This window comes from Streptomyces sp. NBC_01216 (assembly GCF_035994945.1).
In the GTDB taxonomy this organism is placed as follows: domain Bacteria; phylum Actinomycetota; class Actinomycetes; order Streptomycetales; family Streptomycetaceae; genus Streptomyces.
Genome location: NZ_CP108677.1, coordinates 6,746,539 through 6,769,115, shown reverse-complemented (window position 1 = coordinate 6,769,115; position 22,577 = coordinate 6,746,539). Strand labels below are relative to the sequence as shown.

The window sequence follows — 22,577 nt, the reverse complement described above, 5'->3', positions numbered from 1 at the left end:
TGGTCCCTCTTCACGAGCTGGGGAGGGCCGCCGCGGCGGGGGCGCGGAGCGGCCCTCGGTAGGCGATCGCGGGGTGTCCGAGGGTGTCGACGGTGACGTGGGCGTCCACCTCGAAGACCTCGGCGAGCCGTTCGGGGGTGAGGACCTCGCGCGGCGGGCCGGCGGCGATCAGGCGGCCGTGGTGCAGGAGCAAGAGCCGGTCGCAGTAGCGGGCGGCGAGGGAGAGGTCGTGGAGTGCGACCACGGCTGTACGGCCGGAGTCGGTGAGCAGTTCCATCAGCTCCAGCCGGTGCCGGACGTCGAGGTGGTTGGTCGGTTCGTCGAGCAGGAGGGCGTACGGCTGCTGCGCCAGGGCGCGGGCGAGGTGGGCGCGTTGCCGTTCGCCGCCCGACAGCGCCTGCCACGGACGGCCGGCCAGCGCGGTGAGCCCGACGCGCTCCAGGGCGGCGGCGATGACGGCCCGGTCGTCGGCGCCGACTCCGTGCCGTCGGCTCCGGAAGGGAGTTCGCCCGAGGCCCACGACGTCGACCACCGCGAGGTCGCTCTCCGCGCCCGGGTCCTGGGCCACGAAGGCGACCTGACGGGCGATCCGGCGCGCGCTCCAGTCCCGGACGGACACGCCGTCGTAGCGGACCGTGCCGACGGCCGGGGCGCGCAGTCCGGCCAGGCAGCGCAGCAGGGAGGACTTGCCCGAGCCGTTGGGGCCGAGCAGGCCGACCGTCTCGCCGGACGCGATGTCGGCGTCGACCGCGCGGAGGACCGGGACGCCGGCCACGGACCAGCCGAGTGCTTCGGCGGTGATCCTCACAGGTGCCCCCGGCGGCGCAGGACGAGCAGGAAGAGCGGCACCCCGAGGAGGGCGGTGATCACGCCGACGGGGACCTCGCGGGGGGCGAAGGCGACGCGGGCCAGTGTGTCCGTCCACACCAGGAACACGGCGCCCGCGAGCGCGGCCCAGGGCAGCAGCGCCCGGTGCAGCGGCCCGGCGAGGAACCGCACCCCGTGCGGGACGATGAGCCCGACGAAGCCGATGGCTCCGACGGTGGCGACCGCGACCGCGGTCAGCACGGCCGTGACCACGAGCAGCAGGAGCCGGGTGCGCCGGACGGCGATGCCGAGGGACGCGGCGGTGTCGGTACCGAAGGCGAGTCCGTCGAGGTCGTCGGAGCACAACCACGCGGTGACCAGGCCCAGCGGGGTGACGACGGCGCAGACGGCGACCGTGTCCCAGCGGGACGGAGCCATCGAGCCCAGCAGCCAGTGGGTGACGGCCCGGGTGGTGTCGGCGTCCGCGGAGGCCATCAGGACGAGTGAGGTGAGCGCGGCGAAGAGCTGGCCGACGACCACGCCGGTGAGGACGATGCGGCCGGAGTCGAGTCCGGTGCGCAGCAGGAGGAGGAGCAGGCCGAAGGCGAGCAGCGCGCCGGCGAACGCGCCGCCGGTGACTCCGAGGGTGCCGGCGCCCACCCCGAGGACGACCACGGTGACGGCACCCGTGGACGCGCCCGAGGAGACGCCGAGCAGGTAGGGGTCGGCGAGCGCGTTGCGGGTGAGCGCCTGGAGCACCGTGCCGCACACGGCGAGTGTGGCGCCGACGAGGGCCGCCATGAGCACGCGGGGCAGTCGCAGGTCCCAGACGAGGGAGTCGCGCAGCGGTGGCAACGGTGCGACGTCCAGGCCGAGCCGGCCGCCGAAGACGCGGGCGAGGCCGGTCCATCCCACGTCGGTGGTACCGAGGCGCAGCGCGGCGGCGACCGAGGCGGCCAGGGCGAAGACGGCGAGGAGGAGCAGACCCGCGCGGGCGGCGGCGGACCGGGCCGGGCCGTGTGGTGCCGGTCCGCCGGGAAGGTCCGGCCGGCGCGTGGCGGTGACCGGTGTCCGCCGTCCCCGGGCCGCGGGGAGCAGGAGGTCGGCGGCCCGCTCCTTCCGGGCGGTGGTGTCAGCGGCCATGGCCGGATTCCCGCATGCCGTCGGCGAGCAGCCGGAGGGCGTGTACGGAGCGCACCGAGGGGTCGAGTTCGATGCCGGGTACTTCGATGATCCGGTCGTTGCGCACGGCGGCCAGCCGCGAGATGACCGGGTGCCGGGCCAGGGTGGCGCGCTTCTCGGCTGCGCTGTCCCCGGGACGGCCGCGCTCGGAGAGATCGCCGATCACGATGATGTCGGGGTCGCGTTCGGCGACTTCCTCCCAGGAGACCTCCGGCCAGTCCTCGTCGACGTCGTCGAAGACGTTCCGCGCGCCGACGATCCGGCTCATCTCGCTGGGCAGCCCGCTGCCGCCGGCGACGTAGGGCATGCCGTCGAAGACGGAGTAGAGGAAGACGACGGTGGGGACATCGGCGCCCGGGGGGCGCGCGACCGCGCTCCGCCGGGCCTCGTCGACCGCCGCGCGCTGATCCGCGGCGAGCCGGTGGGCCCGCTCCTCGGTGCCGAAGATCCTGCCCAGGTTCTCGTAGTCGGCGAAGAGGAGCGCGAAGGGGCTCGTGCCGGACCGGTTCCGGGGCGGGCAGTCCACGGCGCTGACGAAGGTGGGGACGTCGAGCGCGGCCAGTTCCTCTCGGGTGCCCGCCCGGTCCCCGGTGTAGAGGTCCGCGGACGCGGCGACGACGAAGTCGGGGTTGGCTGCGCGGAGTTGTTCTCCGGTGGCGATCTTCTCGGCGATGACGGGGATCGTGTCGTAGGCGGACCGGTAGGTGTCGGGGATCTTCGTCTTGAGGTTGGCCGTGCCCGTCATCCGTTCCTGGAGGCCGAGTTCGAGGAGGGTCTCGGTCGACGTCTGGTCCAGCGCGACGGCGCGTCGTGGGGGTTCGGCGAAGGACAGCCGCCGACCGCAGCTGGTGACGCTGGTCTCCGGGGCGGCGGCCCGCGTGGCGGACCGGGCATCGGTCCCGGGGTCCTGGCCGGAGGGTGTGGAGCAGCCCGCGGTGGCGAGGGCGAGGGTGAGGGCGATGCCGAGTCGGGCGGGGTGACGCACGGGTCCTCCGGTCGGTAGGGCAGGCGGGGGTGTTGTCGTGCACGGGGCGGAAGTGCCCCACGCAGAGGGTACTGTAATGGTAATCATTTTCAATAACGACGTCGGGGCGGCCCACCGGGCCGGCCTCCGCCCCTCCGAGGAGCCCCCAGACCGTGACGACACCCCCCGCGCCCGCAACGAGCACATCCCCTGCGCCGCCGCCCCGTTCGGTACTCCGGGACGTGGCGTTCCTCCGCCTGTGGGCGGGCACCACCGCCTCCGGGCTGGCGACCTGGGCACTGCCCTTCGTCCTCGGCCTCGCCGTCCTCCACCGCGACCTCGGCGCCGCCGGCCTCGGCCTGGTCCTCGCGGCCCGCACCGCCGGATTCCTGCTGTCCGTGGCCGTCGGAGGGGTGCTGGCCGACCGTCACTCCCGCCGCGCCGTGGTCCTCTGGTCCGCCCTCGCCGCCGCGACCGCCGCCCCTGTACTGGCCGGCGGACTGGGCCGCTCGCTCGCGCTGATGACGGCCGCCGCGGCCCTCGCGGGCGCCGGACAGGGAGCCTGCCGCCCGGCGTTCCAGGCGCTCACCGCCGAGACCGTCGCCCCCGAGCACCGTCAGGAGGCCAACGCCGCCACCACTCTGGCGGTGCGTGCCTCCACCCTCGGCGGCCCCGCGCTGACCGCCCTGCTGGCCGCCTTCCTCGACGTCCGGACCCTGCTGCTCGGCATCGGTCTGCTCTGGCTGGTCGCCGCGTTCGTTCCGGGCAACGGCGCCTCTCCGAGGGCGGACGACTCCCCGCCGACGTCGGCCACCGACGAAAGCACCGCGCGTCCCGGCCTCCGGACCGAGTTCCTGGAGGGGATACGCGAGGCACGCCGCCACCCCTGGTTCCTCGCCGGACTCGCCGCGCTGGCCGCCGTCATCACCCTCGGCTACTCGAGCACCAGCGTGGTACTGCCCCTGATCAGCCGGGACCGCTACGGCACGCAGTGGGTGCTGGCCGCGGCCATGACCGCGTACACCCTCGGCGCGCTCGGCGGCGCCCTGCTCATCGCCCGCCGACGTCCGCGGTCCCCCGGCTGGGCCGCCCTCGCGGGCCTGGCCGCGTACGGCGTCGCCCCGTTGAGCCTGGTGCTGCCGGTGCCGCCGGCCGTGGTCGTCGCCGCGTACGCCGTCGCCGGGGTCGGTATCGAGTGGTTCAACGTACCCTGGTTCACGGCGACCCAGCGCGAAGTGGCCCCCGACAAACTGGCCCGGGTCTCCTCGCTGGACTTCCTCGTCTCCTACGGCCTGGCCCCGCTCGGCCTCGCCCTGATCGCCCCGGCCGTCGGCGTCTTCGGGGTCACGGCCGTCCTCGGCTTCTGCGCCGCCACGTGCCTCCTGGTACCGGCGCTGGCGGCGCTGGTCCCCACCACCCGCCACTTCGCGCGAACGGCCCCGCCCGCCCCGCACCGACCGGGCCGGCGGACGTGATCCCCATCCGGTCCGCGAGCTCCGCGACCGCGAACCACGGGACCGGGGTCGGCACGATCGCGCCGGTCACGATGTCAGGACCTGTCCCAGAGCGGTGGACAGGTCCCCGACCAGGCCGGGACGACTGTCCTCTGCCGGGTAGGGGGATCACATGCAACTGTGTCTGACGCCTCCGCCGCCCGCCGCCTAAGGCGGGCGGTCATGCAGAGCCGTCCCGGGGATACCGGGGTGGCTACGCGGGTCGCCCACGGTGACATCGTGATGGCAATCAACCGAGGAGATCTCAGGTGCGGTCCTCTTCCTCGCGCTGGGCGAGCGCACCGGCGCCGCCGGAACCGCCGTGGTGGCGAGCGGAGTGGCCGGTCTGGTGCTGCTGGGGGGTGCGGACGGGAGCACCGGCCCGGCTCCCCTCCTCGGCATCGGATACCCGCTGCTGTCCGCCGCCGGCTACGCGGGCGTGACTCTGCTGGGCCGTTCCTCCGGCCGAAAGAACGCCGGTGGCGCGTCCGAGGCCACGGTGACCGGCTTCGCGGTGGGCACTGTCTGCCTTCTGCCGTCGGCCCTGCTGGAGGGCTTGCTCCCCGGCATGGAGCGTCCGGCATGGACCCTGGGCCTGATGCTCTACCTGGGGGCCGTGCCGACGGCGCTGGCGTACACGTTGTTCTTCGCCGGCCTCGGCGTCGTACGGGCGACCACGGCCTGCGTCGTCGCCCTGGTGGAACCGCTCACGGCGGCCGTCGTGGGCATCCTGGTGTTCGGTGAGCGGCTCAACGCGATCGTCCTCACGGGTGCGGCCCTGCTGCTGTCCGCCGTTCTCTTCCTCTCCGCCGACGAGGGGATAGGCCGAGCGGCGTCCCGGCGGGCGTCCGGCCCAGGTGCCGACCACGCTCAGCGCGTGTCACGCCCGGTCACGCCGACCAAGGCCGACGGACGAGCACCACGCGCAGGGCGGGCGACGGCCGTTGGCGGGCGAACATCGCCTGCCAACGGCACTACAGCCATCAACGAGTGGCTGTGACCGGCACTTTCGAAACGCCCTAGCGGCGGACCCGGGGCATGCCGAGGCCGATCCAGGAGATGATCTCGCGCTGGATCTCGTTGTTGCCCCCGCCGAAGGTGAAGATGACGGCCGAGCGGTATCCCCGCTCGAGTTCGCCGTGCAGGACCGCTCCGGCCGAACCCTCTTTGAGGGCTCCGGGCGCGCCGACGACCTCCATGAGCCAGGCGTAGGCGTCTCGGCGGGCCTCGGAGCCGTAGACCTTGACCGCGGAGGCGTCCTGCGGGGTGAGCGTGCCGTCCTGGACGGCGCTCACCATCTGCCAGTTGAGGAGCTTCATCGCGTCCAGCCGGGTGTGCGTCCGGGCGAGCAGGCGGCGCACCCAGCCCAGGTCGATGACGCGGCGCCCGTCGGCCAGCCTGGTGACGGCTGCCCAGCGCCGGACGTCGTGGAGAGCGCGGATCGCCATCGTGCCGTGTGCGGCGAGTGTGACCCGCTCGTGGTTGAGCTGGTTGGTGATCAGTCGCCAGCCCTGGTTCTCCTCGCCGACGCGGTGCGAGACCGGGACGCGCACGTCGTCGTAGTGGCCGGCGGTGGTGTCGTGCGAGGCGAGGGTGTTGATGAGTGTGCAGGAGTAGCCCGGGGCGGTCGTCGGGACGAGGAGTATGGTGATGCCCTTGTGCGGCGGGGCGTCCGGGTCGGTGCGGACGGCGAGCCACACCCAGTCGGCCGTGTCGCCGTTGGTGGTCCAGATCTTCTGCCCGGTGACGACGTACGTGTCGCCGTCCCGGACCGCACGGGTCTTCAGGGCGGCGAGGTCGGTGCCCGCGTCGGGCTCGCTGTAGCCGATGGCGAAGTCGGTCTCGCCGGAGAGGATCTTCGGAAGGAAGCGGGCCTTCTGCTCCTCGGTGCCGTACCTCATGATCGTCGGGCCCACGGTGTTCAGCGCCATCAGCGGCAGCGGGACTCCTGCCTGCGCGGCCTCGTCGAAGAAGATGAACTGTTCCATCGGACTCAGCCCGCGCCCCCCGTATTCGGTGGGCCAGCCGACACCGAGCCAGCCGTCGGCACCCAGCCTCCGGATGGTCTCGCGGTAGAACCGCTTCTGTGCGGCGGGCTCCGCGTAGCGGGCGTGGACGTCCTCCGGGACGAGCGCGGCGAAGTACGCGCGCAGGTCGGCCCGCAGGCGGCGCTGGGCGTGCGTGTACTCGAGGTGCATGGAGCCTCCCGTGGCGGCGTCCCGGAACATGCGCGCGACGGCGGCCACGGTAGAACGCGTTCCGTCAAGGGGGAAGCCCCGTGCGGAGGATGGCAGGGCCCGGCCGGGAACGTGCCTGTCCGCGGCCCTGTTCGAGGCCGCGGACAGGCGCGTCGTCGGGACGCCCTCCGGCGGGACAGCTCAGGGCAGCAGTTCGTCGAGGGAGGCGCGGCCTCTCTCCGCCATGCGTCGCTCCGCCCACGCGAGGCTCTTCGGATTCACGTCACGTCCGGAGGCGAGGACGATGTCCTCCGCCGTGTAGTCGCCCTCCGACCCGGCATGCAAGAGGCGGTCGGGCGTCGGGCTCTCCCCCGGGGATGTCTTGTCGGACTCAGCGTTCATGCCGCCTCCTACTGGCTTCTTCCGGCTCTCCATTCTCATCGGCCTCTCCCGGTCCCGCCATCCGGGCCGGGAGAGGCCGAAGAGAACGGCTCGGACACGGGGACCCGCCGAACCGGCGCGTCCACCGTCACCTCGCCCGGACCGGGGCCGGATGGCGCCGCGGGGGCGGGGGCGGCTCCGGCCCCCGCGGCGTCCGGCCGGTGAAATCCCCGGCGCGCCGTGTCGCCGCCATGGCGTCGGAGGGGTGCGGGTTCGACAATGGACGGGATGACCGATGACGACGGGCGCGCGCGCAGTGGCGAGATCGCGCCCACCGAGCGACTCGCCATGAATCGCACCGGCAGCTTCGACTGGGATCTCGACACGGGCACCATCGACGTCGACGAGGCCGGGCTGCTGGTCTTCGGGCTGAGCCCCGACGGGTTCGACGGCCTGCCCGCCACGCTCGTCCGGGGGCTCGAGCCGGAGGAGCGCCTGCGGCTGGAAGCCGTCATCCGGCACGCGGTCACGAGCGGCCAGACGTCCTACACCGCGCAGTTCCGGGTGGAGCGGGACGACGGAACACCCCAGTGGACGCATGTGCAGGCACGAATTCTGCGCGCGTCGGACGGGATGGCCCACCGGATCGTCGGCATCGTGCGGGACGCGTCGGCCGAGGTGGCCCACTCCGCCTTCGTGCTGGACCTGGAGAAGCGCCGGGAGGTGCAGACGAACATCGTCGAGCGCACCACCCACGCGCTGTCGCGTGCCGTGACCGTCGACGACGTCACGGCCGCCCTGACCGGCCCGGGCGGACTCGCCCGGCTCGGCGCGGACGGACTCGTGCTGGGACTCGTGGAGAACGGGTCGCTGAACATCATCGCCCTGAGCGGCGAGTCCCTGGACGCACTCGACGACTTCCGTACCCGGCGCCTCGAGGGCGGGCTGCCACTGGCCGAGGCGGTGCTGAGCGGGCGCCCCCGCTTCTCCCCCTCGTTCCAGAGCCTGGGCCGGGACTTCCCCGAGCTCGGACCGTATCTCGGCCGGCTGAAGTTCACGTCCGCCTGCTACCTGCCGCTCATCGCCCAGGCGCGCTCGCTCGGCGGCATGGCGCTGTACTACCGGAGCCGCACCTCCTTCAGCGCCGACGAACGCAACCTCGCCCTCGGACTGGCCGCGATCGTCGCCCAGTCCCTCCAGCGCGCGATCCTCTTCGACGAGGAGCGGGATCTGGCCACCGGCCTCCAGGAGACGATGCTCCCCCGGCGCATCCCGGTGATCACCGGCGGCGAGATCGCGGTCCGCTACCACGCGGCGTGGAGCGGGCGGCAGGTCGGCGGCGACTGGTACGACGTGATCCCGCTGCCGCGCGGCCGGGTCGGGATCGTGGTGGGCGACGTCCAGGGCCACGACACCCACGCCGCCGCCATCATGGGCCAGCTGCGCATCGCGCTCCGGGCCTACGCGGGCGAAGGCCACTCCCCCTCCACGGTGCTCGCCCGCGCGTCCCGTTTCCTGGCCGAACTTGACACGAATCGTTTCGCCACCTGTACGTACGCCCAGGTCGACCTGGCCGGAGGCACCGTCCGCGCGGTACGCGCCGGTCACCTGGGGCCGCTGATCCGGCACACGGACGGCCGGGTCGGACGGCCGAAACTGCGCGGCGGGCTGCCGCTGGGCCTGGCGACGGTCTTCGGGGACGAGGAGTTCCCCGAGACCCGGCTCGACCTGGTCCCGGGCGAGACGCTCGTGCTGTACACGGACGGTCTGGTCGAGCAGCCGGGTTCGGACATCGAGTCGGGTCTGGCGGCGCTGGTCGGTGCGATGAGCAGCGGACCGCCGCAGGCGGAGGCGCTCGCGGACCACCTCTCGGAGCAGCTCTGGGAGCGGTGGGGCTCGGGTGACGACGTGGCGCTGCTCGTGCTGCGGCGGAGCCCGGACCCGGGCACACCGCGGGCGCCGCGCATCCACCAGTACATCCACCAGGCCGACCCGCAGGGCCTCTCGGACGCCCGGACCGCCGTGGGACAGGCACTGCGGGACTGGGGCATGGAGGAACTGGCGGACGACGCCGAACTGCTCACCGGTGAGCTGTTGGTGAACGTGCTGCTGCACACCGAGGGCGGCGCCGTGCTGACCCTGGAGGTGCTGCCGGAGCCGGTGCGGCGGGTGAGGCTGTCGGTTCAGGACCGTTCCAGCGCGTGGCCCCGGCGGCGCACGCCGGGTGAGGCGGCGACCTCGGGACGCGGGCTGCTGCTGCTCGACGCGCTGGCCTCACGGTGGGGCGTCGAGCCCCGGGGCGAAGGCAAGGCGGTGTGGTGCGAGATCGGCCCGGTCCACGCGCGGGCGGGCGCGGGCGCGGCGCCGTCGGGCCGGGCTCCCACCTGAGCGACGGGCCGCTCCGCGTGCCGGTGCCGTGCGCCGGGCCGGCGGCGCAGCGGCCGTCGTCGGAACGAAGGGGGCGACCAGCGGAAGAAAGGGGCGTCTGATGGATCCCGTGGCCGCGCTGGACCGGATCGCGTTCCTGCTGGAACGCTCCCAGGCCCCCACCTACCGGGTCCGGGCCTTCCGTCACGCGTCCGCCGTCGTGGCGGCCATGGCGGAAGGCGAGGCGGCGAGCCGTGCCGCCGCGGGGACCCTGGAGTCGGTCAAGGGGCTCGGGCCGAAGACGGCGACGGTCGTGCGGGAGGCACTGGCCGGGCGGGTGCCCGAGTACCTGGCACGGCTGGAGCGGGAGGTCCCGGTGCCGGAGGCCCGCGGAGGCGAGGCGCTGCGGGCGCTGCTGCGCGGCGACTGCCATCTGCACTCCGACTGGTCGGACGGCGGCAGCACGATCGAGGACATGGGGCGCACGGCGGCGGGCATCGGCCACGAGTGGGCGGTCCTGACCGACCACTCCCCGCGTCTGAGGGTGGCCCGCGGGCTGTCGCCGGAGCGACTGCGCGAGCAACTCGACCTGGTGGAGCGGCTGAACGAGGAGTGGGCGCCGTTCCGGATGCTGACGGGCATCGAGTGCGACATCCTCGACGACGGTTCGCTCGATCAGGAGCCGGAGCTGCTGGAGCGGCTTGACGTGGTCGTCGCTTCCGTCCACTCCACACTCCGGATGGCCGCTCCCGCGATGACCAGGCGTCTGGTGCGGGCGGTGCGTGATCCGCGGGTGGACGTCCTGGGGCACTGCACGGGCCGTCTGGTGAGTGGCGGCCGGCTGCGGCCCGAGTCCGTGTTCGACGCGGACCGGGTGTTCGCCGCGTGCGCGGAGTCAGGGACGGCGGTGGAGATCAACAGCCGTCCGGAGCGGCTGGACCCACCTCGTCGGCTGCTGCGGCGGGCGGTTGCGGCGGGTGCCCACTTCGCCGTGGACACCGACGCGCACGCACCGGGCCAGCTGGAGTGGCAGATCTTCGGCTGTGCACGGGCGGAGGAGTGCGGGGTGCCACCGGAGCGAGTGATCAATACCTGGCCGGCGGAACGGCTGCTGGCCTGGACGCGGGGGGAGTGACCGTGGCCGGACAGGGGGTGGAGTGACCCGTGGCGGGTCGCCGCCGTCGCGGCGGGCGGGGTGGGGCGGCGGGCGTCACGCCTGCTGCCAGACCGTCGTCACGTTGCAGAACTCACGGATGCCGTGGCCGGACAGTTCGCGTCCGTAGCCCGAGCGTTTCACTCCGCCGAACGGGAGCGCGGGGTGGGAAGCGGTCATGCCGTTGACGAAGACGCCGCCGGCCTCGAGGTCGCGCACGAAGAACGCGATATCCCCGTCGTCTCGCGTCCAGACGTTCGAACTGAGTCCGAACGGGGTGTTGTTGGCGACGGTCACCGCTTCCTCGATGTCCATCACGGAGTAGAGCGTGGCGACCGGTCCGAAGGTCTCCTCCAGGTGGATGCGCATCTCGGGCGTGATGCCGGTGAGGACCGTGGGCTCGTAGAACCAGCCGCGCGGGCGATCGGCGGGGCGACCTCCGCCGCACAGGACCGTGGCGCCCTTGGCCACGGCGTCGTCGACGAGTTCCTCCAGGTCGGCGCGGCCCTGCTCGGTGGCGATCGGACCGATGTCGGTGGACTCCTCCAGCGGGTCGCCGACGGTGAGGGCGCTCATGGCGGCGGTGAACCGCTCGGCGAAGTGGTCGAAGACGTCCTGGTGCACGATGAACCGCTTGGCGGCGATGCACGACTGACCGTTGTTCTGCACGCGGGCGGTGACGGCGGTCTTGACGGCCCGGGTCAGGTCGGCGGAGGGCATCACGATGTACGGGTCGCTGCCGCCGAGTTCCAGCACGGTCTTCTTCACCTCGTCGCCCGCGATCGAGGCGACCGAGCGCCCCGCGGGCTCGCTGCCGGTCAGCGTCGCGGCGGCGACCCGGCGGTCACGCAGGACGCCTTCGACGGCGCCGGACCCGATGAGGAGGGTCTGGAAGCACCCCTCGGGAAAACCGGCGCGACGGAAGAGGTCACCGAGGTACAGCGCGGTCCGGGGGACGTTGGAGGCGTGCTTGAGAAGTCCGGTGTTGCCGGCCATCAGCGCGGGCGCCGCGAAGCGGATGACCTGCCAGAGGGGAAAGTTCCAGGGCATGACCGCGAGGACGGTACCGAGCGGGCGGTAGTGGACGCGGGCGGAGGCGGCGCCGGAGTCGCGTACGTCGGACTCGGCGGGGTGCTCGTCGGCGAGGAGCGTCACGGCGTTGTCGGCGTACCAGCGCATCGTCTTGGCGCACTTGGCGGCCTCCGCGCGGGCGGCCACGATGGGCTTGCCCATCTCGGTGGTCATGGTGCGGGCGATGTCGTCGGTGTCCTCGTCGAGGAGGTCGGCGGCGCGGCGCATGAGCCGGGCCCGCTCGGCGAACGTGGTGGTGCGGTAGACCCGGAAGGTGTCGTGCGCGGCGGCGACGCGGCGTTCGATCTCCTCGGGCCCGTGGGCGTCGTAGGTGCGCAGCGTCTCGCCGGTCGCTGGATTCACGGTGGCGATGCCCATGTCTCGTCTCCTCCTGACGTCCACTCCAACGGAACCCTCCCGCGCCCCGGGCGCACACGCAATCGGAGGAGGCGCGCGGGTGACGGGAGCACCCGGACGGCCGTGCGCGCCGGGCGGCGTGGAGCCGGGCGCCTCCCCCGCCTCCTTCCCGCGCCCTGCCCCGCCGCGCGACCCGCCGTCCCCGAGCCCCGGTCCGCCACGGACCGGCTGGCCGTCGGCATACCGCGGCTCATCGACCGCGAGACGTCGCTGATCACCCGCGGTCAGGTCGGTACCCACCTGGCCGGATGGTTCCAGGCCCGTCCGCTCCGCGGTCAGATCGCGGTCTCCGACCCCGGTCTCCTCGACTGGTCCGCCCGCGGCACCCCCGGCCCGCCCGCGCCGGACGTCTCCCCCGGCCGGGCCGCCTCACCCGCTCCGGCCGGCGAGGGCCCTTCGGCGGGGCGGGTGAACGCCCCGACCAGTCCGGCCAGGAAATCCCGCTCGAGCGCGCCCGGGGGGAGTTCCTCCGGTTCGACGTAGCTCTGCGCCAGGCCGCCCTCCCGCAGGGCGATCATCAGCCGCGCGAACCGGTCCGCGTCCACGGTCAGCTCACGCCCCGCCCGGCGCAACACGGCCGTCAGGCCGCGGGCTATCTCGGCGCGCAGCCGGGCGTCGTGGCGGGCGAGGACCCAGGCCGCCTGCGGGTCGCGGATGGCGTGCAGGGTGAACTCGGTGGTGACGAGGTACCAGTCCCGTTCGTCCGGCTCGACGCGGGAGGCCAGTTCCGCGAGCCGGCCGAGGGTGTACTCCTCGGCCGGCAGCCCGTCGATCGCTTCGGCGAGGCGGACCACGGTGCGCTCGCTGTGCTCGTCGAAGAGGGCGAGGAAGAGCTCTTCCTTGCCCGCGAAGTTCGAGTAGTAGGCACCCCTGGTGTAGCCGGCCCGTTCGCAGACCTGCTCGATGGTGGCGGCGTGGAAACCGTGCTCGGCGAAGGTCTCCAGAGCCGCCTTGAGCAAGGCCGCCCGGGTGCGGGGCCGGCCCTTGGTGACACCTCTCGGCACGGGTGGGCTCCTTGGTCCGGTTCCGGGCGCCTCACGATACCCGCGGCTCTCGCAGGCACGGATGGGCACCGGAAGATAAAATTCACGCATGGGAGAGCGGCCCGGCGCGCCCGCCGCGCCCGAACTGGTCCTCGAGATCGACGGGGACGCGACCCTGATGAGTCCGGGCCGCGTCTATCGCATCGGGCGCGACCCCACCAGTGACATCGTGCTCGCCGACGCCCGGACGTCGTGGCACCACGCGGTGCTGCACGTCGAGGGCGACCACTGGGCACTGGAGGACGAGCACAGCACGAACGGCACCTACGCGGACAGTCATCGCGTCCAGGCGGACCAGGAGGTGGGACCGGGCTCGGTCATCCGCTTCGGGCACCCCTGGGACGGACCGCTCGCCGTCCTCTCCCGCACGGCGCCTCCGCGTGAGCCGGAGCCACCGACGCCCGTACCGCCGCCGAATCCGGAGCCGCGTCCGCCCGCCCCCGCCCCGCCCCGCACACCGCCCCGCCCCTCGTCCGTCGCGCATCCGGCGGCGACCGGCACCTTCCGGCAGCCGACGTCCGTGCGGCCGCTGCCCACCAGGACCGTGCGCATCGGGCGCGCCCCCGACAACGACCTGGTCGTCGACGATCTGGTGGTCTCGCGACGCCACGCCGAACTCCTGGCCCACCCCGACGGGACGTACTGGATCCACGACCTCGGCAGTCACAACGGCACCTATCTCAACGGCCGTCGCGTCGAGCGATCCCGGGTCACGGCGGACGACATCGTCGGCATCGGGCACGCGGCCTTCTGCCTGCTGGGCGACAATCTCGTCGAGTTCACCGACACCGGAGAGGTGTCACTGGACGTGCAGGATCTCGCCGTGACCGTGGACCACGGGAGGAAGACGCTGCTGGAGGACGTGTCCTTCCCCGTAGGGCAGAAGTGCCTGCTCGCCGTGGTCGGCCCGTCCGGTGCCGGCAAGTCGACCCTGCTCGGCGCGCTCACCGGACAACGGCCGGCGGAGCGGGGCTCGGTGCTGTACGACGGCCGGGACCTCTACCGCGACTACGCGGAGCTGCGCCAGCGCATCGGGCTCGTCCCGCAGGACGACATCCTGCACCTCCAGCTGACCGTGCGGCGGGCGCTCGGCTACGCGGCCGAACTCCGTTTCCCCGAGGACACCGAGGCGTCCGAGCGCCGGGCGCGGGTCGACGAGGTGATCCGCGAACTGGGTCTGGGCGAGCGGGTCGACCAACCCATCCACAGCCTGTCCGGCGGGCAGCGCAAGCGGGTCAGCGTGGCCCTGGAACTGCTCACCAAACCGTCGTTGCTCTTTCTCGACGAACCGACCTCCGGACTCGACCCCGGGATGGACCGTTCGGTGATGCACATGCTGCGGGGACTCGCCGACGACGGCCGTACCGTCATCGTGGTCACGCACAGCGTGCTCAGCCTGGACGTCTGCGACCGTCTCCTGGTGCTCGCGCCGGGCGGACGGATCGCGTACTACGGTCCGCCCGACGACACCCTGGGCTTCTTCCGGTTCGGCCAGTGGCCGGAGGCGTTCGAGGCGTTCGAGAACGACCGGGACCGGGACTGGGCGGGGCAGTACCGTGCCTCCCGGTTCCACCGGCAGTACATCGCCGACGCCATGCGGCGGCCCGGACCGGCCGCCGCCGGACCGGTGTCGGCCCCGGAGCCCGGACCGCCGCCGAAGGCGCAGAGCTGGGGTTCCCAGCTGCGCACCCTCGTCCGGCGCTACACCACCGCCCTGGCCGCCGACCGGACGTTCCTGGTCATCATGGTCGCGTTGCCGTTCGTGATGGGGGCGATGGCGCGGGCGCTCTCCGAGGGCAGTCTGAACCCCGAGTCGACGCTGAACGTCCTGCTCATCCTGTGTGTGGGCGGGGTGCTGACGGGAGCCGCAAACGCGGTGCGCGAGCTGGTCAAGGAACGGACGATCTACCGACGGGAGAGAGCCGTCGGGCTCTCGCGTTCCGCCTACCTGATGTCGAAGATCGTCGTGCTCGGCACGATCACCGTGGTGCAGGCGGTGGTGCTGACCCTGGTCGCGCTCATCGGGGTACCGCTCAACGTGCCGGGCGGCAAGGGTGTGCTCTTCCCGCCGCTGGTGGAACTCACGCTCGCCGTCGCCCTGCTCGCCTTCACGGCGATGATGCTGGGCTTGTTCGTCTCCGCCCTGGTGCGCAAGGAGGAGGTGACCATGCCGCTGCTGGTCCTCCTCGCCATCGTGCAGGTGGTGTTCTGCGGGGCGCTGCTGACCGTGCGCGGCGCGCCGGTCCTGGAGCAGCTGGCCTGGCTCGTGCCGTCGCGGTGGGCGTTCGCCGCGATGGGCGCGACGATCGACATCGGCGCTGTCGCGCCGAGCGACAAGACCGCGGATCCGCTGATGCACCACACGCTGGAGGCCTGGTTGTTCGACATGGGGATGCTGGTCGTGCTCTGCCTGGTGCTGGGCTATGCGGTCGCCCGGCTGTTGCGGCGCCACGAGCCCGCGATCATGCGGAAGTAGCCCGGCTCCCCGCCCGTCCGGCGTCGTCCGACGTGCCGCGCGCAGCGAAGACAGGAGGCCCATGGCCATCCCCGTCACTCCCCCCGTCCCGGACGAGATGCCCGAGTTCCGGCCGACGCACGTCGTGCCCCGGGACGGTCTGTCGACATGGGAGGCTCCCGACCCGGGCCTTCCGGCCGAGCCGCTCGACGCGTTCCTGCCGGTGGAACTGATGGAGCGGGTCGGCGACTGGGGACGGGTCCTGTGCTCCAACGGCTGGTCGGCCTGGGTCGACGCCCGACTCCTCGTCTCCGTCCCGGTGGACCCGCCCGCGGCCCGCAAGCCGCTCGCCCGGACGGCCGATCCGCGGCAGCTGATCGCGCGCGCCGAGGAGTCGCTGGGCCGTTACCGTCGCGCGGCGGAGGAGCTGGCGGCCGGACGCGCCGACGCCGACGCCTTCCACCGGCGTACCCGGGGGCTGCGGGTGGGGATGGTCGTCGACGGCGAGGCTCTGTGGCTGTACGACGCCGAGCACGAACGCTGGGTGTTCTGCGACGGGACGGTGCTCGGTACGTACGCGGTCTCGGCCGCGCCGGACAAGACGGACAGGGCGAATGAGACAGACGGTACGGACAGGAGGGAAGTCCCGGGCCACGAACCGACGCGGATCGTGGAGGGGCTCGATGAGGCCGGGGGGCCACCGGCCGCGCCCGCCGGGCCGCCGCCCACCCAGGTCGTGAACGGTCCGCACCCGACGGGTGAGGACTGATGGCCGGGGCCACCCGGGGCGCGGACCTCCCGGCCGGCCGGCCCTCGGGGCTCGTCGGCAAGCAGATCGCGGGCTACGTCGTGGAGGCCGAGATCGGACGCGGCGGGATGGCCGTCGTGTACCGCGCCCACGACCTGCGGCTGGACCGCACGGTCGCACTGAAGCTGCTGGCCCCCGAACTGGCCCGCAACGACACCTTCCGCAAACGCTTCGCGCACGAGTCACGGGTGGCCGCGGCGATCGACCATCCGCACATCGTGCCCGTGTTCGAGGCGGGGGAGACGGAGGGCGTGCTGTACATCGCGATGCGGTACGTCGCCGGGCAGGACCTGCGCGCGCTGCTGGACCGGGAGGGGCGGCTGCCGGCGGCGAAGGCCGGCCGGATCGCCGTCCAGGTCGCCTCGGCGCTGGACGCGGCGCACGCGCACGACCTCGTGCACCGGGACGTCAAACCGGGCAACATCCTGGTCGCGGAGGGTACGGACCGCGACCATCCGGAGCACGTGTACCTCACGGACTTCGGTCTCACGAAGAAGTCGCTGTCGCTGACGGGCCTGACGACGGTGGGTCAGTTCGTGGGCACCCTGGACTACGTCGCCCCGGAACAGATCTCGGGGAAGCCGGTGGACGGCCGGTGCGACGTCTACGGCTTCGGGTGCGTGGTGTTCGAGACGTTGACCGGTGTGCCGCCGTTCCGCCGCGACGACGACATGGCGCTGCTCTGGGCCCATCAGTACGATCCCGCGCCCCGGCTGTCGGCGGAGTGCCCAGGGCTGCCCGAGGCGGCCGACGCGGTGCTCGCGAAGGCACTGGCGAAGGCGCCGGAGGAGCGTTACGACACGTGCCTGGAGTTCGTGGCCGATCTGCGGGCCGCACTGGAGGGGGCCGCCCCGGGTCCGGTGCCGCCGGAGGGCGCCGGGCCCCGGCCGCCGGGTCCGCCGCCGGCGCCGCCGCGGTGGGCCCTGCCGGTGTTCCGGCAGGTGCCCTGAGCCGGACCGGCAGGCGGCGCGCTCAGCGTCGCCGGCCGGGCGGAGGGGGCCCCGCCCCGACCTCGCCGTGGCGGTCGACGCCGGTGGCGAGCAGGCCGCCGAGGAATCCGGCGACAGCGCCCCAGAGCAGGGCCAGACCGGCGGTGCGCCACACCCGCGGGCGGAGTACGACCTCACCTCCGAGGCCGCCGAGGTCCCCGATCCCGAGGACGGAGAGGCCGACCTTCGCCTCCACGAGCGTGATCGGCGTGACGACCAGCATGGTGAGGGCGAAGGCGATCGCGAAGTGCACGGCGTGCTGCCAGGGCCGGAAGCGTGCCGGGGAACGTACGGCCGCGACGAAGGCCGCGACGAGGACGAGCACCGCGGCGACGGGGAGGAGCCACCAGGCCCGGGCGTCGTACGAGGTGAGCGAGGAGAGGTCCACGGTGGACAGTTCGGAGGTGTCCGGGCCTCGCAGCACAGCGTCGAGGATCGGGGGCATGGGCAGTCCGAACGGGCCGTCCACCCGGCCGTCCCAGGCGCCCCCGATGCCGACGCCGAGGGCGAGCCAGACGACGTTGGGCAGCCCGAGCAGCAACACGGCGAGGGTCTCCGCCGCGTGCCCCTGGGTGGCCGCGACGACCACGCCGGTACCGAGGCCGATGACGACGTAGCCGAGGACCAGCAGCAGCATGGCCGAGGCCGCCGGGCGCACCGGTTCCCGGTACCGCAGGAACCGCGGTGGCAGAGGCGTCCGGCGGGAGACCAGCAGCGCGATGAGCAGGACGCCGAGGATCCACAGGAGGCCGAAGAGGAGGGTCGGGCCGAGTGCGGTACGGAAGCCCACGGTCGGGTTCGCCGCGTCGAGAAGAAGGCCGAAGATGTCGGGCAGCCCCTCGATCCGGTCACCGCCGGAGAAGGTGAGGGGGAAGTCGTGACCGGCCAGGGCGGACAGTCCGGCGAGCGCGGCCAGCCAGAGCACCACCACGGCGGCGGCACGGCCGAGGAGTTCGCCGGGGCGGGCGACGGCGTGGTGCCGCAGGGGGCGCAGGAAGCAGTATCCCGTGACGAGTGCGCCCACCAGGGTGACGGTGAGCGGCATCGCGGTGATCTCCACGTCGGTGCCGGCGAGCGCGCCGGCGTCCCCGGAGAGTTCGACCTGGCCGCCGACCGCCATGACGACGACGGCGGCGACCACGTTGACGAAGCCGCCGGGCAGATCGGCGGCTCCGGCGGCCCACAGACCGAGCGCGGCGACGACGGCCATGGCGAGGAAGCCCGCGAGGACCGCGGCCAGCACCTGGGCCGCCGGGCGGGCCAGGTGCGCGCCGCCCGGCGGGCGGGGCGGGGTGGGGACCTGACGGTTCACCCGGCTCACGCTAATGCCGACGGCCGCGGTCCGCTTGCGGGCGGCACCCGTCCCGCGCACACAATGGGCCGGGTACGGAAGAAAGGGAAAAAACGTGACTTCCCACCCGCCGTCCGGCCGCCCCTCGGTTCCCCCCGCAGGCCCTCCCTCCGGCCCCCTCTCGGGCCCGAGCACGTCGCCGGGCTCGGCCGGCCCTCCTCCCCCGCCGGACCGGCCGGGCGGCGGGTCCGGCGGGGGAGGAGGGCCCGGCGGCGGGGACGGCTCGTCCGGCGGGGCGAGTGGCCCCGGTGCGGGCGCGGGTGGTTCCGGGGACGGAGGAGGCGGGCGGCCCTGGTGGCGCTCCGTCCCGAAGGTCGCCTCGATCGCGGCCGCGCTGGTCGCCGCCGTCGCCTTGGTCGTCGTACTGACCCGTCCGGACGGCAACGGGGGCGGCGGCAGTGCCTCCGGCGGCGGCGAGGTGTTCCTCCAGAACGCCTCCGCCACCGGCCCCGACCCGTTCACCCCCTCGACGGCCCGCGCGCCCGACGCCTCCCCCTCGGCGGCCACGCTGCCCAGCCCCACCGGGTCGGCGGACGCCAACGCGACGCGCAGCGTCTCCGGTGCGGCGCCGGGACTGTACGGCGGTACCAGGAACGCCGCGAGCTGTGACGTGGAACAGCAGGTGCGCTTCCTGACCGCCGCGCCCGCGCAGAACGCGTCCTTCGCCTCGGTCCTCGGCATCTCCGCGAACGAGGTGCCGGGATATCTGCGTTCCTTGACGCCGCTCCAGCTCCGGGTCGACACCCGGGTGACGAACCACGGCTTCCGGGACGGCACCGCCACCGCGTACCAGTCCGTGCTCCAGGCCGGTACGGCGGTGCTCGTCGACGACCGCGGGGTGCCCCGGGTCCGCTGCGCCTGCGGGAACCCGCTGACCCCGCCCGTCGCCCAGAAGTCGCCGAAGACCACCGGAGCGGCCTGGCCCGGATACCAGCCCGCGCAGGTCGTCGTGGTGGCACCGTCGGTGACGGTGGTGAACGTGTTCGTCGTGTTCGACCCCTCCGACGGCGACTGGTTCACCCGCGAGCCGGGTGACACGGGCGGCAAGGACAAGCACACCACTCCCCCGACGGCACCGCCGTCGCCCTCCGTGTCGGACTCCGGTTCGACCTCCCCGTCCTCTCCGGTGCCGTGCGTGACGATCACCGGCACGGAGACCCCGAAGCCCCGGGGCACGGTCACCCCGACCCCCTGCCCGTCGAAATCCACCTCCTCGCCCAGCACTCCGCGCTCTCCCGTCTCACCCGCCTCGCCGGTCTCACCGGAACCGCCGCAGCCGCCACCGGACTCGGATTCCCCCGCGTCGCCCGCGCCGCAGTCGCTGCCGGGGACCGAGGGAACCGTCACGGACGGCACGACGGGCGGGTCCGCCTCGGGCGGCGGCACGCGGCAGGGCGGCAGTTCCCCGGGCACCCTCGGCGCGGAAGCGCCGACGGAGGCCGGGTTCCCGCCGGGCCCCCGGCCGGTGCTGTGAGCGCGCCCTGACGGTGTGCCGCACCGGGGCGTCGCGGCCCGGCAGCCGGTGCGGCCGACGCCCGGCCCCCGGGCGCCGCGACGGAGCGGACACGCGTGCGACGGCGGACGCACACACGGGCGCGGGTGGCCGTGCGCGGTCCGGCCGCCGCGACGCGCCGTCGGCCGGTGCTCCCACAGGCGCAGGACGACGCCGGGAATATCCGGGTGCCGTCGCCGGGGGCCGTGTGTACGGTGCAGCGAGTGGAACCTCTCTCCGACCAACAGATCCGCTCGTCGTTCGTGAACTGCACGAAGGGCGAGGCGAGCAGACTCCGACTCCCTCTGGACTTCGCCACGCTTCCCTGGCAGGACCTGGACTTCCTCGGCTGGGTCGATCCGGGGGCGCCTCTGCGCGCCCACCTGGTGCTGCCGCGTGAGGACGGCCCCCTCGGGATCAGCCTGCGGGTACCGGCCGCCGGGCGCACCAGCGCGGTGAAGTCCAGCCTCTGCCAGATATGCCTGACAGGCCACGCTTCCTCGGGAGTGACCCTCCTGGCGGCGCCGCTGGCGGGCGCGCGGGGCCGCGAGGGGAACACCGTCGGCACGTATATCTGCGCCGATCTGGCCTGTTCCCTCTACATCCGGGGCAAGCGGCAGCCCAGACTGCGCGCGGGGCGCCAGGAGGAGTCCCTCACCGTCGACGAGCGGATCGCCCGCACGACGACCCACCTCAACGCCTTCGTGGACAAGGTGGCGGCGGGCTGAGGTCCCGGCATCGCCCGGACCTTCCGGATACCGCACCCGGGCCGGTCACTCCGCCCCGCCGACGGGACCGGATCACGGGGGGGCCACCGGGCCCGCCAGGGATCGTGGAAGGCCGAGGCGACGGACCGGCCGGGCCGGCCACCGGACGGGCGGCACGGGAACGGGCAGGGCGGAAACGGGCGGCCGCTCCCGCGCGCTGTCCGACGTCGCCGTGCCTCGTCCGAGTCGCCGCGCCGTGACGGCTGTTGCGCCGTCACGGCCGAGCGCCGCAGGAACGCGGAAGGCTCCCGAACCATTGACAGGCGCATTCCCCTCTCCCCATCCTGAGAGCGCTCTCAGAGGGTTTCTGGGCCGCCCTGCCCGAAACACGACCCTCCCGCACGGATTCCCCACTCCGAGGAGCCCTCATGCCCTCCCCCCACCGCCGCAGGCTCACGCTCGTCGTCCCGCTCGCCCTGGCCGCGGTCACCGGTGTCACGCTGACCGTCGCCGGGCCGTCCCCCACCGTCCAGGCAGGCACCGTGGAGCCCGGGGCCGCCGACGCCGCCACCGCGGTTCCCGCCTCGATCCCGCTCACCATCACGAACGACTCCGGCCGCGACGACCAGGTCTACGTGTACAACCTGGGTACCGAGCTCTCGACCGGCCGACAGGGCTGGGCGGACGCGGACGGCACCTTCCACCCCTGGCCCGCCGGCGGCTCCGTACCCGTACCCGCACCCGACGCCGCCCTCCCCGGGCCCGCCCGAGGCCGGTCCGTGACGATCCGCATGCCGAAGTTCTCCGGCCGGATCTACTTCAGTTACGGACAGAAGCTCGCCCTCAAGGTCGCGACCGGCGGCCTGGTGCAGCCGGCGATACAGAACCCGAGCGACCCCAACCGCTCCATCCTCTTCAACTGGTCGGAGTACACCCTCAACGACGCCGGCCTGTGGATCAACAGCACCCAGGTCGACATGTTCTCCGCCCCGTACGCCGTGGGCGTCCGACGCCCCGACGGCAGCGTGGCCACCACCGGACGGCTCCGGCCCGGCGGCTACCGCGGGTTCTTCGACGCGCTGCGCGCCCGGCCCGGCGGCTGGGCCGGCCTCGTCCAGACCCGCGCCGACGGCACGGTCCTGCGGGCCCTGGCGCCGGGCCACGGCATCGAGGCCGGAGCGCTCCCGCCGAACGTGATGGACGACTACATCGACCGCGTCTGGGCCCGGTACGCGGGCACGACGCTGACCGTGACCCCCTTCAAGGACCGGCCGGCCGTGAAGTACTACGGCCGGGTCTCCGGCGGCGTCATGAACTTCACCGACGGCTCGGGCGCCGTCGTCACCTCCTTCCGGAAGCCGGACTCGGACAGTGTCTTCGGCTGCTACAAGCTGCTCGACGCACCCAACGACCAGGTGCGCGGCCCGCTCTCGCGCACGCTGTGCGCGGGCTTCAACCGTTCCACGCTGCTGACCAACCCCCGGCAGCCGGACTCTTCTGCGGCCGGCTTCTACCAGGACGCCGTGACCAACCAGTACGCGAAGGAGATCCACGCGCGGATGGCCGACGGCAAGGCGTACGGCTTCGCCTTCGACGACGTCGGCGCACACGAGTCGCTGGTCCACGACGGGGCTCCGCAGCGCGCGTACCTCACGCTCGACCCGTTCGACTGACGGGCCGCCCGGACGCGGCGACCCGCGACCGCGTCCGGGCGCGCCGT

At 73.5% G+C, this 22,577-nt stretch carries 18 protein-coding genes; 10 read left to right on the top strand and 8 right to left on the bottom strand.

Annotated elements, in window-relative coordinates:
• Positions 1–10 precede the first annotated feature (10 nt).
• The 3 genes from OG393_RS30550 to OG393_RS30540 are packed head-to-tail and all read right to left on the bottom strand — an operon-like array spanning position 11 to position 2,974.
• Positions 11–808, bottom strand: coding sequence for an ABC transporter ATP-binding protein (locus tag OG393_RS30550; RefSeq protein ID WP_327377922.1), 798 nt, complete (start codon positions 806–808; stop codon positions 11–13).
• The gene (locus OG393_RS30545; RefSeq protein ID WP_327377921.1) at positions 805–1,950 is read right to left on the bottom strand and encodes a FecCD family ABC transporter permease; all 1,146 of its coding nucleotides are present in this window, start codon (positions 1,948–1,950) and stop codon (positions 805–807) included. Before OG393_RS30545 ends, OG393_RS30550 begins: the two co-directional genes overlap by 4 nt.
• Complete coding sequence (locus tag OG393_RS30540; protein ID WP_327377920.1) at positions 1,940–2,974, bottom strand: ABC transporter substrate-binding protein; 1,035 nt, start codon at positions 2,972–2,974, stop codon at positions 1,940–1,942. The genes OG393_RS30545 and OG393_RS30540 overlap by 11 nt, the downstream gene beginning before the upstream one ends.
• Before the next feature lie 152 nt (positions 2,975–3,126).
• On the opposite strand from OG393_RS30540, the gene OG393_RS30535 reads away from it, so the two are divergent.
• On the top strand, positions 3,127–4,428 hold the full coding sequence (locus tag OG393_RS30535) for an MFS transporter (protein WP_442817380.1): 1,302 nt from the start codon (positions 3,127–3,129) through the stop codon (positions 4,426–4,428).
• 343 nt (positions 4,429–4,771) lie between these two features.
• A complete protein-coding gene (locus OG393_RS30530; RefSeq protein WP_327377918.1) occupies positions 4,772–5,446 on the top strand; it encodes a DMT family transporter in 675 nt (224 codons plus the stop codon).
• A 19-nt stretch (positions 5,447–5,465) separates the two neighbouring features.
• Here OG393_RS30530 and OG393_RS30525 read toward each other — a convergent pair whose 3' ends face one another.
• Both OG393_RS30525 and OG393_RS30520 read right to left on the bottom strand, forming a co-directional pair.
• Entirely contained in the window at positions 5,466–6,644 is a 1,179-nt protein-coding gene (locus OG393_RS30525; RefSeq protein ID WP_327377917.1) for an acyl-CoA dehydrogenase family protein, read from the bottom strand.
• Positions 6,645–6,824: 180 nt separating this feature from the next.
• Positions 6,825–7,025, bottom strand: coding sequence for a hypothetical protein (locus tag OG393_RS30520; RefSeq protein ID WP_327377916.1), 201 nt, complete (start codon positions 7,023–7,025; stop codon positions 6,825–6,827).
• A 267-nt stretch (positions 7,026–7,292) separates the two neighbouring features.
• Between OG393_RS30520 and OG393_RS30515 the strand changes: the two genes are divergently transcribed.
• Together OG393_RS30515 and OG393_RS30510 are read left to right on the top strand one after the other, a co-directional pair.
• Positions 7,293–9,392 (top strand): SpoIIE family protein phosphatase, encoded by a 2,100-nt coding sequence (locus tag OG393_RS30515; RefSeq protein WP_327377915.1) that lies wholly within the window; start codon positions 7,293–7,295, stop codon positions 9,390–9,392.
• A gap of 100 nt (positions 9,393–9,492) precedes the next feature.
• Positions 9,493–10,506: a PHP domain-containing protein gene (locus OG393_RS30510; protein WP_327377914.1), complete on the top strand. Its 1,014-nt coding sequence runs from the start codon at positions 9,493–9,495 to the stop codon at positions 10,504–10,506.
• A gap of 75 nt (positions 10,507–10,581) precedes the next feature.
• On the opposite strand, the gene OG393_RS30505 is transcribed toward OG393_RS30510, so the two are convergent.
• Positions 10,582–11,973: an NADP-dependent succinic semialdehyde dehydrogenase gene (locus OG393_RS30505; protein WP_327377913.1), complete on the bottom strand. Its 1,392-nt coding sequence runs from the start codon at positions 11,971–11,973 to the stop codon at positions 10,582–10,584.
• A gap of 314 nt (positions 11,974–12,287) precedes the next feature.
• Positions 12,288–13,016, bottom strand: coding sequence for a TetR/AcrR family transcriptional regulator (locus OG393_RS30500; protein WP_327377912.1), 729 nt, complete (start codon positions 13,014–13,016; stop codon positions 12,288–12,290).
• An 88-nt stretch (positions 13,017–13,104) separates the two neighbouring features.
• Here OG393_RS30500 and OG393_RS30495 point away from each other — a divergent pair, with 88 nt between their 5' ends.
• From OG393_RS30495 to OG393_RS30485, 3 genes are all read left to right on the top strand, one after another.
• On the top strand, positions 13,105–15,531 hold the full coding sequence (locus OG393_RS30495; protein ID WP_327377911.1) for an FHA domain-containing protein: 2,427 nt from the start codon (positions 13,105–13,107) through the stop codon (positions 15,529–15,531).
• 61 nt (positions 15,532–15,592) lie between these two features.
• Entirely contained in the window at positions 15,593–16,279 is a 687-nt protein-coding gene (locus OG393_RS30490) for a hypothetical protein (protein WP_327377910.1), read from the top strand.
• The gene (locus OG393_RS30485; RefSeq protein WP_327377909.1) at positions 16,279–17,268 is read left to right on the top strand and encodes a serine/threonine-protein kinase; all 990 of its coding nucleotides are present in this window, start codon (positions 16,279–16,281) and stop codon (positions 17,266–17,268) included. The genes OG393_RS30490 and OG393_RS30485 overlap by 1 nt, the downstream gene beginning before the upstream one ends.
• A 22-nt stretch (positions 17,269–17,290) precedes the next feature.
• Here the strand turns inward: OG393_RS30485 and OG393_RS30480 are convergent, their stop codons facing one another.
• Entirely contained in the window at positions 17,291–18,628 is a 1,338-nt protein-coding gene (locus tag OG393_RS30480) for a streptophobe family protein (protein WP_327377908.1), read from the bottom strand.
• 85 nt (positions 18,629–18,713) lie between these two features.
• Here OG393_RS30480 and OG393_RS30475 point away from each other — a divergent pair, with 85 nt between their 5' ends.
• From OG393_RS30475 to OG393_RS30465, 3 genes are all read left to right on the top strand, one after another.
• Positions 18,714–20,132, top strand: coding sequence for a DUF6777 domain-containing protein (locus OG393_RS30475; RefSeq protein WP_327377907.1), 1,419 nt, complete (start codon positions 18,714–18,716; stop codon positions 20,130–20,132).
• A 242-nt stretch (positions 20,133–20,374) separates the two neighbouring features.
• On the top strand, positions 20,375–20,878 hold the full coding sequence (locus OG393_RS30470) for an FBP domain-containing protein (protein WP_327377906.1): 504 nt from the start codon (positions 20,375–20,377) through the stop codon (positions 20,876–20,878).
• A 407-nt stretch (positions 20,879–21,285) separates the two neighbouring features.
• The gene (locus OG393_RS30465; protein WP_327377905.1) at positions 21,286–22,530 is read left to right on the top strand and encodes a glycoside hydrolase family 64 protein; all 1,245 of its coding nucleotides are present in this window, start codon (positions 21,286–21,288) and stop codon (positions 22,528–22,530) included.
• The last annotated feature ends 47 nt before the right edge of the window (positions 22,531–22,577 follow it).

Coding starts and splice junctions, on each gene's coding strand:
- OG393_RS30545 (WP_327377921.1), bottom strand. CDS start 1,950: ATGGCCGCTGACACCACCGCCCGGAAGGAGCGGGCCGCCGACCTCCTG.
- OG393_RS30525 (WP_327377917.1), bottom strand. CDS start 6,644: ATGCACCTCGAGTACACGCACGCCCAGCGCCGCCTGCGGGCCGACCTG.
- OG393_RS30520 (WP_327377916.1), bottom strand. CDS start 7,025: ATGAACGCTGAGTCCGACAAGACATCCCCGGGGGAGAGCCCGACGCCC.
- OG393_RS30515 (WP_327377915.1), top strand. CDS start 7,293: ATGACCGATGACGACGGGCGCGCGCGCAGTGGCGAGATCGCGCCCACC.
- OG393_RS30510 (WP_327377914.1), top strand. CDS start 9,493: ATGGATCCCGTGGCCGCGCTGGACCGGATCGCGTTCCTGCTGGAACGC.
- OG393_RS30505 (WP_327377913.1), bottom strand. CDS start 11,973: ATGGGCATCGCCACCGTGAATCCAGCGACCGGCGAGACGCTGCGCACC.
- OG393_RS30495 (WP_327377911.1), top strand. CDS start 13,105: ATGGGAGAGCGGCCCGGCGCGCCCGCCGCGCCCGAACTGGTCCTCGAG.
- OG393_RS30490 (WP_327377910.1), top strand. CDS start 15,593: ATGGCCATCCCCGTCACTCCCCCCGTCCCGGACGAGATGCCCGAGTTC.
- OG393_RS30485 (WP_327377909.1), top strand. CDS start 16,279: ATGGCCGGGGCCACCCGGGGCGCGGACCTCCCGGCCGGCCGGCCCTCG.
- OG393_RS30465 (WP_327377905.1), top strand. CDS start 21,286: ATGCCCTCCCCCCACCGCCGCAGGCTCACGCTCGTCGTCCCGCTCGCC.